Here is a 13,069-nt window from a genome sequence, read left to right on the forward strand (position 1 = left end):
GATGCGCCCAGGCTGGGCGCATCCTTCCCGGCTCAGAACCGGTACTTCAGGCTCAGGCCGCCCTGGGTGTCGCGGTAGCCGTGGTCGCCCTGTTGATGGGTGACGTTGGCTGACAGCGCGAGGTTGTCGCTCAGGTTGCCCGAAACGCCGATCCTGGCTTCGCCGACGTTTTCCGCGCCCACAATCCAGTTGCGATTGGCGCCCATCGCGACCCCATACTTGTTGGTGTTGTGCAACCAGTTCAATTCGAGCGCGGTTTCGACCTGGCCGGCAAGGCTGGCGCCAGCGGCGGCCGATTTGCTGACCATGGCCAGGCGAGCCCCGAGGCGCGTCTGGATGTTGCCATCGCCTTCGCCCTTGACCACGGTCGGGCCCGCGTCCTGCTGCACGAAAGTCCTGGCCTTGACGCCGCCATACATGATCTGCGCCTGGGGCCGCACGCTCAAGCGGTGTTCGCGGTCGCCGCCATTGCCGAACGACGCCATGTCGATGGCATAGCCGGCCTCGATCGAGGCGGTCACACCCTCGGCCTTGTACTTCTCCTTGAGACCGCTGCCTTGAGCGCTGTTGTTGAAGTCGTTGTAAAGCAGCCAACCATCGACGTAGGCGCCGCGATGGCTTTGGCCGTCCTGGTACCAGGTGCCATACACGCCGGCGCTATAGCCGTCCACCTGGCCACGGGCGTTGCCGGTGGCGGCGTTGCGGGTCTTGCTGCGTTGCTGGCCATGGCCCGCCATGATGCCGAAACGCCATGCATCCCGGCCGTTGATACTGCCGGCGATGATCGAGCCACCCAATTGCAGCAGGTTGCGGTCGGCACTGAAGCGGTTTTCACCGTCGAACATCATGCCGTGCGTGGTTCCCCCAGCAACCCGGGCCCACACCCGGCCGCGCGCGCCGGTGACCGGGTCCACGGATTCGCCGCTTTCGCGATCGCTCAAGCTGGTGTTGAACAGCGTGTTCGCCGCCAGCAGGTTGCTGGCATAGGCGCCGAACAAGGGGCTGACGTTGTGATCGCGGATGTCGTCGGAGCCCGGTGACGCTTGCTTGGCGCTGGTCAGATACCAGATGCCGTTGGCTTTATTCTTGCTGTTTTCCTTGCTGTTGAGCGAATAGACATACCCCCCGGCGGTGACGTCGTTGGCAAGCACGAAGGTATCGGTGCCGCTCGCGCCCCCGGCGACGGTGATAAGGGTGATGCCGTCCACGGTTTGACCACCCGCGCCGCCTTCATTTTCGACAGTCACCAGGGTCTTGCCGCTGGCCACGCCTTGAATGATGAGCTGGTCGGCGGGACTGCTGTCGTCGCCCAGCACCGCGCCCAGCGTCACCGCGCTGCCATCCCTGCCTTCCCAATCGCCATCGATGGTAAAGGTCTGGAGGGCGCACGTGTCGCAGTTCTTGAGGTTGAGCGTGCCGCTGTTGAGGAACTTGCCCCGCACGCCGTCGGTGCCGAGTTTGAGGATGACCGGCGTGGATACCGGCGTCCCGTTGGCTTGAACGTCGTTGAATACCAGGGTCCCCTGGTTCTCGATCCCGGCGAAGTTCTGGTTCGTCGCCCCCAGATTGAGCCTAGCGCCCGGCCGGATGGTCACATTGCTGGTCTTGGCAATTGCGTTGGCGACCGCGGTCTTGAGCGTGCCCGCCTCGACGGTGGTGGCGCCGGTGTAGGTGCTGGCGGCCGCCAGCTCCAGCGTGCCCGCGCCCTTCTTGATCAGGGTCTTGCCGTCCCACTTGAAATCGTTGGTGGTCGCGTCAACCCCCGCCACATCGGCCAGCGCCGTCGCCAGTTTGAACTCGCCGTTTTCGGCGATGGTGAAATTGCCGCTCGATTTGTTCTTGTCGTCCTCATTCCAACGGAGCTTGTAGCTGAGTTCCAGCTTCTTGGCGTCGCCCGTCGAGACCTGGAGACGAGGCGTCAGGTAATCGATCTCGGTCGCGCTCGTATCGAAGACAGTGACGCTGGGCGTGCCGTTGAGATAAATGCCGTTGGTGTCGTTGCCGGCCGGCCCCGTGGCTGGCAGGGTCAGGATCACCTGGGGCGTGTCCAGCGCTTCGCTGCTGGCAGGCGGATGGGCGTCGGTCAGCTTGATGGGGTCGCCAGCGGCGATATTCAGGTTTCCATCTTCATTGATGTAGTCCTTCAGGTTGTCGGCGCCAAGCGCCTCCCCTGTCGTGAGGGTGAGCGGCTTTGTTGACGGAATCGTCGAAATGAACGTGTCCGCCAAGCTGCTCAGCACCCAAATGCCCTCGTTGATCTTGCCCGTTGCGTCCTTCCTGCCTTGCCGGAGCTTGTAGACGAAGCCGCCCGCGGTGACCGGGCTGTCCAGCACGAAGGCATTGGCCAGGCTGCTGCCGGTGGTGATGAGGGTGATACCGTCGGTGGTTTCGCCCCCCGCGCCGCCGACATTGCGGACCTTGACTCGGGTGGTGCCGGTGGCCGCGCCAGTGATGTCGACTTTGTCGGTGATGCTGTCGTCGCCGGCCAGCATGGCGGTCAGGGAAATCAAGCTGCCGGCGCCGCCGACCCAATCGCCCTGGACCTGGAAGGTCTTGCCAACGGTGCCGTCGCCGGTGTCGAGTTCGAGCGTGCCTGCATTGCTGACGTTGCCGGTCAGGCTCATCGGGCTGGCGCCCTGCGTGCCCTCGCCCCTGTCGTTGAACGCGATGATGCCGCGATTGGTGATGGCGCCGTGAGTGTTGCCGCCCACGGATTGGGCAAAGCCGCCCATGTTGAGCTTGGCATCCGCGGCAATCGTCAGATTGGCGCTGGTGGCGAAAGCATTTTCGGCTCCCGCTTTGAGTTCGCCCTGGTTGATGATGGTGTCGCCGGTGTAGCGGTTGCTGGCTGCCAGCACCAGCGTGCCCGGGCCGTTCTTGGTCAGCGTCTTGCCGTCCCACGGCGTGGCGCCGTTGGTGTTCGCCCCCGTGTCGGCCAGCGCCGCGCCAAGCTCGAAGCTGCCGCCACCAACAGTGAAGGTGCCGTGCGCCTTATCGGCCGTTTCGTTCCAACTGAGTTTGTAGCCGGCTTGCAGGGTCTTGCCGTCCGGAGATCTGGACACGTTGGCCGTCAAATAATCGGGTTGCGCCGCGCCGTTGAGGATGACGTTGGGCAAATCGCCCTTGATGGCCCCGGTGACGCTTGCGATCCCGACGCCGCTTTTCTCTGCCTCGGTGATGCGGGGCATCGTCATGTCGAGGGTCACGCCCTCGGCGAAGATCATGTCTCCCTCCGCATTGACGGCGTACTTCGCCTTCTCTTCGGCGGTCAGCTCCCTGGAGAAATCGAACGGCAGCGTGGTGCCTGCCGCGATCGTGGGAAGGGTGACATTGTCAATGTCCGGCTGCGGGGCTGCTGGCGGGACTTCCTGCGACCCGGGAACAGGCGGGGCGGCCGGCGGCACATCGCCATCCTCATCCTTGGCGCTGCTCAGGTACCAGACTTTTTGGTTGGCCGAATCGGCCTTGTTCAGGAGCGAATAGACCAGCCCGTTGGCGGTGAGGGTTCCGGTGCTCAAGGTGAAGGCGCCGCTTGCGCTATCTTCGCCGGCGGTGATCAGGGTGATGCCGTTTGTGGTGCCGGTCGTCCCTGCGCCGTTGATATTGCGCACCTGGACTTTGGTGGAGCCGGTGGCGGCGCCCGTGATTTCGACTTTGTCGGTGACACTGGCGTCGCCGTTGCCGAGGGCGGCGGCCAATTTGATCAGGCTGTCGGCACTGCCAGTCCAATTGCCAATGATCCGCAACGTCTTGCCAACGGTATCGTCGCCGTTGTCGAGATCGAGCGTGCCGGCATTGAGCAGGTTACCGGTCAGGCTCGCCGAATTTGTGCCCGCCTTGCCGGCATTCAGGCTGTTGAACAGGATGCTGCCGTTGTTGGTGATGACCCTGTCTTCGCTCCCGGCCTGGGAGAATCCGCCAAGGTCCAACGTGGCACTTGGGCCAATCGTCAGCTCGCTGCTTTTTGCAAACGCGTCCGCGATCCCGGCCTTCAACACGCCCCCGTGGATCGTGGTGGCGCCGGTGTAAAGGTTCGCCGCCGTCAACTGCAACACGCCCGGGCCGGCTTTGGTCAGGCTCTTGCCATCCCATTTGTTGGACGCCGGAAGGTCCTTGATGTCGCTCAGCGCCGCGCCCAGGGTAAAGTCGCCGCCTTCGGCAATCGTGAAGGTACCGTGTGCCTTGGCGGGGTCTTCGAGCCAGCTGAGCTTGTAGGTGGCCTGGTAGCCGATGGGGTGGGCCGGTATCACAGGCAGGAGCGGGAGCATCCCGCCGAATGTATCCTGCTTATCGACCTCCTCTTGGGTCCGCTCCCCGCCCATTGCAATGCCGGATGCGAACGTCAGATAATCGACCGGCGAGGTGTCGGTGACGACAATGCCGCCGACGGCGGTCTTGGCGAAATCGCCCTCGACGAAGACTTCCGATTCGACTTGATTCTGGGTGACAAACAGCAACTGATCGGTCGCGCTGCCATCGGTGATACCGGCCAGGTTGAACGTCGTGCCGGTTCTACTGATGGTGGCCTTGCTGTTATTGAGGATGAGCCGCAAATTTTCCGGATTGCTGGATTTCGTGCCGTCGCCTTTGAGCGTGCTGCGGGCAATGACGGAGAAGGTGCTGCCATCCTTGAAGACCAGGTCGCCGATCCGGGTCAAGCCCTTTCCCGACACCATCAGCGTAGCGCCCTCGCCAATGGCGAGTTGCGGCATGCGCATGCGATTTATCACGGCAGCCGAATCGTCGGCGGGAAACAAGGTGGCCGCCAGCTTACTGCGCTGTGGCCCTTGCTTGATGTCGGCGAAACCTGTTTGGTACGTTCCATTCAAATCAATCCACTCTGCCGCATTGTTCAAGATATGCAGCGAACTGCTGGATGAGCCGACAGGCGCATCCAGCACCACGCTGCCGTTGATGGTGGATCCCCGCTCAAGCGTGAGCAGGTTGTTGCCGCCGGTGAAGTGGAGAGCCTCTCCATAGCGGCCATGGACCCCGCTTTCCTGGGCCTCGCCCCCTGCCGTGCCAATGCCCTGCCGCCCAAAACCGGGCGTTCCAGCGCTGATTGATCCTGCGGGCGTGGCATCGGTAAACACAACGTCCAGGTCGCTGCCCACGATGGCGGCACCGCCATCGCCACCATTGCCACCCTTCACCGGCGGATCTCCGCCTTCGACAGCGCCGCGGCCATTCATGCCATGGGCGCCTGCGCCCCCCTTGACTGAACCACCGCCGATGACAATCCGAAGATTGCTGCCATGAATGGCATCCGCGCCGCGGGCGCCATTTTCGCCAACCTTGACGGCCGCGGTCCCCGCCGCGCCACCGACCAGGGCGCTGTTTACCCGCACCACGTTGTTGTCGCGCAGCGAACCGTCTTGCGTGGTGAATGCATACGCCGTTTCGCCATCGGTCGCGGACGCATAGGGCTGCCCCTTTGCACTGCCGTTGCTGCCATTCAGCCCGGGGGGCTGCGCCGCCAAGAACGGCGTGTTGTGCTTGGTCAGCAGGATGTTCTGCGTGGCGGCAGGGTTCGCGGGCGTTTCCCCTGGCACTTCCGCCGCATGCACGCCCGCCGCCTGTCCCGAGAGCGCCAGCGCGACGTAGAGGGCAGTGGTGGTTTTGCGGGGAATGAAACGCCTGGAGCCGGTGTGACTGCGGGTGGGCCGGGTCGGTGGGCGGAAAGCGGCGCGCGAGGAAGCAAGGGTCATGATCGTTCTGAACTCCGCGGCCGCTGCGGTCAGAATGACCGCGGCCGGGCCGCAAAATTGCCTGAGGAAAATGTGTTAATGAGAATGATTCATTAACGCAATACGCCTCAGCATTTTCGGCACAAAACGGGCGGAAAGTTTCGCTGTCGCCTCGAAGCCAGACCAAATGACGCTCGGCGCCGTAAAAGAAAACGGGCGCATCCTTGCGGATGCGCCCGTTTCGCTCGCGGCCCCATCAAGCGGGGCCCCGCGCGCGGCTACGCTACTTGTTGACCAGCCTGGCCGGCTGCGCCAGCGCCACCAGCGCGCCGACCACCAGGCACGCCGACAGCATGTACAGGCCGGTGTTGGTGGTGCCGGTCATGTCCTTGAGCCAGCCCACCAGGTAGGGACTGACGAAGCCCGCCAGGTTGCCCACCGAGTTGATCAGCGCGATCCCGGCCGCGGCGGCGGTGCCGCCCAGCAGCGCGGTGGGCAGGCTCCAGAACAGCGGCAGCACCGTGCAGATGCCGATGTTGGCCACCGTCAGCGCCAGGATGGCCAGCACCGTGTTGCCGCTCCAGACCGCCGAGAACAGCAGTCCCAGCGCCCCGAACAGCGCCGGGATCGCCACGTGCCAGCGGCGCTCGCGGTTGCGGTCGGAGTTGCGCGCGATCAGGATCATGCCGATCACCGCGAACAGGTTCGGCACGGCCGTCAACAGCCCGATCGCCAGCGGGCTTTGCACGCCGGTGCTCTTGATCAGCGTCGGCATCCAGAACCCCACCCCGTACAGGCCCATCACGAAGGAGAAGTAGATCACCGCCATGGCCCAAACGCGCGGACGCGCCAGCGCGGCGCGGATCGGCGGGTCTTCCTTGTGCTGCTCCTCGGCCGCGATGTTGCGGATCAGCACCGCCTTCTCGCTCGCGGTCAGCCACTTGGCCTTGTTGATGCGGTCATCCAGGTAGATCAGCACCAGCACGCCGATGATCACTGAAGGAATGCCTTCCAGCAGGAACAGCCATTGCCAGCCCGACAGGCCATGGTCGCCGTGGAACGTATTCATGATCCAGCCGGAGATCGGGCCGCCGATCAGCCCGGACATGGGCACCGCGGTCATGAAGAAAGTGGTGATGCGCCCGCGCCGGGCGGCCGGATACCAATAGGTCAGATAGAGGATGATGCCCGGGAAGAAACCCGCCTCGGCCGCGCCCAGCAGGAAGCGCAGGAAATAGAACATGTGCACGCTGGTCACGAACATCATGCAGGCCGAGATGATGCCCCAGGTGATCATGATGCGCGCGATCCACACCCGCGCGCCGACTTTGTGGAGAATGATGTTGCTGGGGATCTCGAACAGGAAATAGCCGATGAAGAATATCCCCGCGCCCAACCCGTACACCGTCTCGCTGAACTGGAGTTCCTGCAGCATCTGCAGCTTGGCGAAGCCCACGTTGACGCGGTCCAGGTAGGCCACGACATAGCAGACGACCAACAGCGGCACCAGCCGCCACCCCACTTTGCGGTAGATCCGGTCCTCCTCAGCCGCCGGGATCGCCGGCGAGACCCCGGGGGCCATAGTGTGTTCCATCAACGTCTCCTCCTCTCACGGGAAAGGCCGGCTGTTTGCCGGCGCCTTGCCGGTCCCGCGTTCCCGCGACGGGGACATATGGGCCGGCAGACCAAGCCTAGAACCCCATAGTTGACAAAAAACTGAACAAATATGCGCTCTGCGCGCAAACCCCTAGAACGAACCGGCGGAATCGGGCGGCCCCTTGCCGGCACGGTTTTTGTCGTCATCCGTCCCCCCGGTGGCCCGGCCGGCCCCACGGGCCGGCGTCTTACACGGTAAAATGCCCGGTTTCGCACAAAAGTCATCAGGAATCATCATGGAAGCCGAACGTCAGAACCAGCTCGCAGCCCGCCTCGCCGACTACGCGGAGCGCGAACAGGCTCTACGGAGGTATCTTTGACTACGATGCCAAAACCGAACGCCTGCAGGTCGTAAACGCCGAGCTCGAAGACCCGGCGGTCTGGAACGACCCCAAGCACGCCCAGGACCTGGGGCGTGAAAAGAAATCCCTCGAGGACGTGGTCGAGACCCTCGCCGCGCTCGGCACGGGCCTGGCCGACGCCAACGAACTGTTCGAACTGGCCGCCGCCGACAACGACGACGCCACCCTCGAATCCATCGAGCAGGACGCCAATGGCTTCCAGGAAAAGCTGGAAAGCCTGGAGTTCCGCCGCATGTTCTCGAACCCGGCCGATCCCCTGAACTGCTTCCTGGACATCCAGGCGGGCGCGGGCGGCACGGAAGCGCAGGACTGGGCCTCGATGCTGCTGCGCCAGTACCTCAAGTATGCCGAGCGCAAGGGCTTCAAGGCCGAAGTGCTGGAAGAATCCGAGGGCGAAGTGGCCGGCATCAAGTCCGCCACCATCAAGCTCGAGGGCGAGTACGCCTTCGGCTACCTGCGCACGGAAACCGGCGTGCACCGCCTGGTGCGCAAGAGCCCCTTCGACTCGTCGGGCGGCCGCCACACCTCGTTCGCCAGCGTGTTCGTCTACCCCGAGGTCGACGATTCCTTCGAAGTCGAAGTGAACCCGGCCGACCTGCGCGTCGACACCTACCGCGCCTCGGGCGCGGGCGGCCAGCACATCAACAAGACCGACTCGGCCGTGCGCCTGACGCACATCCCGACCGGGATCGTGGTGCAGTGCCAGAACGACCGCTCGCAGCACCGCAACCGCGCCGAAGCGATGCAGATGCTCAAGTCCAAGCTGTACGAACTGGAAATGCGCAACCGCATGGCCGAGCAGCAGAAGCTGGAAGACTCCAAGACCGACGTGGGTTGGGGCCACCAGATCCGCTCGTACGTGCTGGACCAGAGCCGCATCAAGGACCTGCGCACCAACGTCGAAATCTCCAACACGCAGAAAGTGCTGGACGGCGACCTGGATCCCTTCATCCAGGCCAGCCTCAAGCAAGGCGTGTAAGTTCCGCGATACTTCCGTCCACCGTCCCCCGAGGGTTCACGCATGTCCGACACCATCGCAATTCTCACCGGCGCCTCGCGCGGCATCGGCGCCGCCATGGCGCGCGGCCTGGCCAAACCGGGCACCCGCCTGATCACCCTGGCGCGCCGCGAAGACCCCGAGCTGGCCGCCTACGCCCGCTCGCAGGACGTGCAGCTGGAGCAGTTGTCCGTGGACCTCTCGGACCTGGCCGCGGCGGAAGCGGCCGCGCGCCGCATCTGCGACACGCTGCCGCGCGACGCCCGCCGTTACCTGCTGATCAACAACGCCGGCACCGTGCACCCCGTGTCCGGCACCGACGCGCTGATCGACGGTCCGGCGATTGCCGCCGCCTTCAACCTGAACGTGACGGCCGTGATGCTGCTGACCGCGCGCTTCCTGGCCGCGGTCGAAGACCTCAAGGCCGACCGCCGCGTGCTCAACATCTCCTCTGGCGCCGGCCGCAACCCCAACGCCGGCTGGGGCGTGTACTGCGCCACCAAGGCCGCGCTCGACATGTACTCGCGCGTGGTCAAGCAGGAACAGGGCGAGAACGGCGCGCGCGTCGTCTCGCTGGCCCCCGGCATCGTCGATACCGACATGCAGGCCGCCATCCGTTCCAGCGATCCCAAGAGCTTCCCGGCGCTGGCCAAGTTCCAGGACTTCCACGCCACCGGCAAGCTGTCCTCGCCCGCCAACGTGGCCTCCCGCATCCTCGCCTACCTGGATCGCGACGATTTCGGCGCCACCGAAATCGACGACATCCGTAATTACGACTGATCCCCCGACCATGACCGACCACACGACCGCTCCGGCAACCGCCCAGGATGAAAACCGCTTGATCGCCGAACGGCGCGCCAAGCTGGCCAAACTGCGCGAAACCGGGGTCGCGTATCCCAACGATTTCGTCCCCGACGCCCGCGCCGCGGCCCTGCACGACAAGTACGACGACCAGACGCAGGAAGCCCTGGCCGCCGCGCCCGTCACCGTCAAGGTCGCCGGCCGCATGATGCTCAAGCGCGTCATGGGCAAGGCCAGCTTCGCCACGCTGCAGGACAGCACCGGCCGCATCCAGATCTACCTGGACCGCGGCACGCTGGGCGAAGACAGCTACGCCGCGTTCAAGCAATGGGACATCGGCGACATCATCGCGGTCGAAGGGTCGGTCTTCAAGACCAACAAGGGCGAACTGTCGGTGCACGCCGCCACGGCGCGCCTGCTGTCCAAGTCGCTGCGCCCGCTGCCGGACAAGTTCCACGGCGTGGCCGACCAGGAGCTGCGCTACCGCCAGCGCTACGTCGACCTCATCATGACCGACGCCACGCGCCGCACCTTCGAGGCGCGCAGCAAGGCCGTGGGCAGCATCCGCCAGTTCATGCTGAACGCCGGCTTCCTCGAAGTCGAAACGCCCATGCTGCACCCGATCCCGGGCGGCGCGGCGGCCAAGCCCTTCGTCACGCACCACAACGCGCTGGACATGGAAATGTTCCTGCGCATCGCGCCGGAGCTCTACCTCAAGCGCCTCATCGTCGGCGGCTTCGAGCGCGTGTTCGAGGTCAACCGCAACTTCCGCAATGAAGGCGTGAGCCCGCGCCACAATCCGGAATTCACGATGATGGAGTTCTACGCGGCCTTCGCGGACTACCGCTGGCTGATGGACTTCACCGAGGAACTGATCCGCCAGGCCGCCATCTCGGCCACCGGCAGCGCCGTGCTGACCTACCAGGAACGCGAGCTGGATCTGTCCAAGCCGTTCGACCGCCTGACCATCTGCGAAGCCATCCTCAAGTACGCCCCGGGCTACACCCAGGCGCAACTGGACGACCCGGCCTTCGTGCGCGCCGAGCTCAAGAAGCTGGGCGCCGACGCCGACGGCCCGGTGCTGGCGCGCGCCGGCCTGGGCGCGCTGCAGCTGGCGCTGTTCGAGGAAACGGCTGAAGCCAAGCTGTGGAACCCCACGTACATCATCGACTACCCGGTTGAAGTGTCGCCGCTGGCGCGCGCCTCCGACACCCGCGAGGGCATCACCGAGCGCTTCGAGCTGTTCATGACCGGCCGCGAGATCGCCAACGGCTTCTCCGAGCTGAACGATCCCGAGGACCAGGCCGAGCGTTTCCGCTCGCAGGTCGAGGCCAAGGACGCCGGCGACGAGGAAGCGATGTACTACGACGCCGACTACATCCGCGCGCTGGAATACGGCATGCCCCCGACGGGCGGCTGCGGCATCGGCATCGACCGCCTGGTCATGCTGCTGACCGACAGCCCCAGCATCCGCGACGTCATCCTCTTCCCGCACCTGCGCCGTGAAGACTAAGACGCGGGCGGCATCATGATCGTCAAGATCCTGATGCTGGCCGCGGTGGTTGCGGCGCTGTTCTTCATGGTGATGCAACCCCGCCGCGGCCGCGGCGGCTACGCCACGGGCCCGGCGCCCGCGCGGCGCACGCCGCTGTTCATCGCGCTGTGCCTGGCCACCGCGCTGGCCCTGACCGGCACGCTGGTCACCGCGGTGATCTGGATGGGCAGCGTTGCCGGCGGCGTGACCGGCGGCGGCTACCATGGCGAAGCCGATTTCCTCCTGACCATCGCCGGCGCCCTGCTGGCGATCGCCGTGGCCTGCGGGGTCGGCGCCTTCCTCAAGCGCAAGGGCTGATTCCGCGCCTCGGGCCGTCCGCGAGCGACCGCCTTCCGCGGCGCCAGGCCCCCTACCCCTTCTTCCTTATCGCGACCGCCAGGCGCCGCATGGCCAGGTCGATCTCGTGCGCGCTGAGCGAGGCATAGCCCAGCAGCCAACCTTGCAGCGCGGGCGTATCCGCATACAACCGCGCCAGACCTGGCAGCACCAGCCCCGCCTGCGCGGCGCGGCGGATGGTGTCGGCCTCGGACCATCCCGGTTCCAGCAGGCACGGCACCTGCAGTCCGCCTTCGGGACGCAGCGCGCGCGCCACGCCCGCCAGGTGTTTGCCGACCGCCTCCAGCATGGCCTCGCGCCGCCCGGCGTACAGCTTGCGCATGGCGCGCACGTGGGCGTTGTAATGGCCATCGGCCATGAAGCGCGCCAGCGTCAGCTGCAGGACCTGCGGCGTATGGCCGTCGACGATGCTGCGCGCGCGGCTGAAGGCGCCGACCAGCTCGTCCGGCAGCGCCATGTAGCCCATCCGCAGCCCAGGATAGAGCGTCTTGCTGAAGGTACCCAGGTAGATCGTGCGGCCGTACCGATCCAGGCCTTGTACGCATGCGGTCGGCAGGCCGTCGTAGTGGAATTCGCTGTCGTAATCGTCCTCGATGATCCACTTGCCGTTTTCGGCGGCCCAGCGGGTCAGGTCGAGTCGCCGCGCCAGCGACAGCGTCGCCCCGGTCGGATACTGGTGCGACGGCGTCACGTAGACGCAACTGGCGCCGCTGCGGTCGGCCCGCAGCAGGTCGGTGCGGATCCCGTGCGCATCGACGTCGATCGGCACCACCCTGGCCTCGGCGAACTCGAACGCCTTGCGGGCGCCGAAGTAGCCCGGGTTCTCCAGCAGGATCGGCTTGCCGGCATCCGCCAGCAACTGCGCGCACAGGAACAGCGCCTGCCGCGTGCTGCTGAGCACCACGATCTGCTCGGCGCGGATCCGGGCGCCGCGCTCCAGATTCAGATAAGTCGCGATCGCGCGGCGCAAGGGCTCGGCGCCCTGGGGATCGCCGTGCAGCAGCACATGGCCGCGATGGTCCTTCATCACCTGCCGCTGCAAGCGCTCCCACACGTCCGTCGGAAAGGTGCGGGTCTCGGGCAGGCCGGTGGCGAACGCCTGGATCGTCTGCTGGTCGGCCACGCCGCCGCTGTCGAAGATCGCGCGCCCGCGCCGGCTCAGGCCCGCCGCGGGCGCGGACGGCTGCGCCGCCGCCCGGCGTTCGCGCTGCGGGGCGCGGCGCCGCGCCGAACCGCGCAGTTCGGCGCCGATGGTCTCGGACACATAGCTGCCCGAGCCCTTGCGCCGCGCGATGAAACCGTCGCGCTGCAACTGCACGTAGGCGTTCTCGACCGTGTCGCGGGCCACCCCCAGCAACTGCGCCAGCGCGCGGCTGGCGGGCAGCTTCACGCCGGGATCCAGGTCGCCGTCCAGCACCAGCGCGCGTAAGGCGCGCTGGATGCGCAAGTGCAGGTCGAGCGGCGCCAGGTCGGCGTCGCCCATACGGATTTTCAGCGTCTCAAGCGCGAAGGTCTTGCTCATGTAGCCTGCCCGCAGGCGGAGAAAGTATCACTGGCAGCCTGCCATGCCAGGCGAGGCAGAAGTCGTCGCAACGAAAAAGTGGTCTGGCACGTATTGCCAAAGTGTACTGCCTTGACAGTCCAATGCCGCGCTACAAAGTGGTCTGCCGTTCAA

7 protein-coding genes are annotated in these 13,069 nt (G+C 65.6%); 4 read left to right on the plus strand and 3 right to left on the minus strand.

Annotation, left to right across the window (positions count from 1 at the left end; translation table 11 throughout):
• Positions 1 to 32: 32 nt before the first annotated feature.
• Together ABFG95_RS02875 and ABFG95_RS02880 are read right to left on the minus strand one after the other, a co-directional pair.
• Entirely contained in the window at positions 33 to 5,708 is a 5,676-nt protein-coding gene (locus ABFG95_RS02875) for an autotransporter outer membrane beta-barrel domain-containing protein (RefSeq protein ID WP_348995434.1), read from the minus strand.
• 262 nt (positions 5,709 to 5,970) lie between these two features.
• The gene (locus ABFG95_RS02880) at positions 5,971 to 7,281 is read right to left on the minus strand and encodes an MFS transporter (RefSeq protein WP_278993106.1); all 1,311 of its coding nucleotides are present in this window, start codon (positions 7,279 to 7,281) and stop codon (positions 5,971 to 5,973) included.
• A 298-nt stretch (positions 7,282 to 7,579) separates the two neighbouring features.
• On the opposite strand from ABFG95_RS02880, the gene prfB reads away from it, so the two are divergent.
• The 4 genes from prfB (at position 7,580) to ABFG95_RS02900 (ending at position 11,355) form a co-directional block, all read left to right on the plus strand.
• Positions 7,580 to 8,684 (plus strand): peptide chain release factor 2 gene (prfB, locus tag ABFG95_RS02885; protein WP_100503574.1). Its coding sequence is split into 2 segments (ribosomal slippage): positions 7,580 to 7,660 and positions 7,662 to 8,684, totalling 1,104 coding nucleotides; the frame shifts between segments, so codons are not numbered across the junction.
• A 42-nt stretch (positions 8,685 to 8,726) separates the two neighbouring features.
• Positions 8,727 to 9,482 (plus strand): SDR family oxidoreductase, encoded by a 756-nt coding sequence (locus tag ABFG95_RS02890; RefSeq protein ID WP_336726546.1) that lies wholly within the window; start codon positions 8,727 to 8,729, stop codon positions 9,480 to 9,482.
• 10 nt (positions 9,483 to 9,492) lie between these two features.
• On the plus strand, positions 9,493 to 11,016 hold the full coding sequence (gene lysS, locus ABFG95_RS02895; RefSeq protein ID WP_054445149.1) for a lysine--tRNA ligase: 1,524 nt from the start codon (positions 9,493 to 9,495) through the stop codon (positions 11,014 to 11,016).
• A gap of 15 nt (positions 11,017 to 11,031) precedes the next feature.
• Positions 11,032 to 11,355, plus strand: a complete 324-nt coding sequence (locus tag ABFG95_RS02900; RefSeq protein WP_049073202.1) for a hypothetical protein — start codon at positions 11,032 to 11,034, stop codon at positions 11,353 to 11,355.
• A gap of 52 nt (positions 11,356 to 11,407) precedes the next feature.
• Here ABFG95_RS02900 and ABFG95_RS02905 read toward each other — a convergent pair whose 3' ends face one another.
• Complete coding sequence (locus ABFG95_RS02905) at positions 11,408 to 12,916, minus strand: PLP-dependent aminotransferase family protein (RefSeq protein WP_348995435.1); 1,509 nt, start codon at positions 12,914 to 12,916, stop codon at positions 11,408 to 11,410.
• Positions 12,917 to 13,069 lie beyond the last annotated feature (153 nt).

Origin of the sequence: Achromobacter sp. HNDS-1, from assembly GCF_040084795.1 — a bacterium.
In the GTDB taxonomy this organism is placed as follows: domain Bacteria; phylum Pseudomonadota; class Gammaproteobacteria; order Burkholderiales; family Burkholderiaceae_B; genus Achromobacter; species Achromobacter ruhlandii.

Coding starts and splice junctions, on each gene's coding strand:
- ABFG95_RS02905 (WP_348995435.1), bottom strand. CDS start 12,916: ATGAGCAAGACCTTCGCGCTTGAGACGCTGAAAATCCGTATGGGCGAC.
- ABFG95_RS02890 (WP_336726546.1), top strand. CDS start 8,727: ATGTCCGACACCATCGCAATTCTCACCGGCGCCTCGCGCGGCATCGGC.
- ABFG95_RS02875 (WP_348995434.1), bottom strand. CDS start 5,708: ATGACCCTTGCTTCCTCGCGCGCCGCTTTCCGCCCACCGACCCGGCCC.
- ABFG95_RS02900 (WP_049073202.1), top strand. CDS start 11,032: ATGATCGTCAAGATCCTGATGCTGGCCGCGGTGGTTGCGGCGCTGTTC.
- lysS (WP_054445149.1), top strand. CDS start 9,493: ATGACCGACCACACGACCGCTCCGGCAACCGCCCAGGATGAAAACCGC.
- ABFG95_RS02880 (WP_278993106.1), bottom strand. CDS start 7,281: ATGGAACACACTATGGCCCCCGGGGTCTCGCCGGCGATCCCGGCGGCT.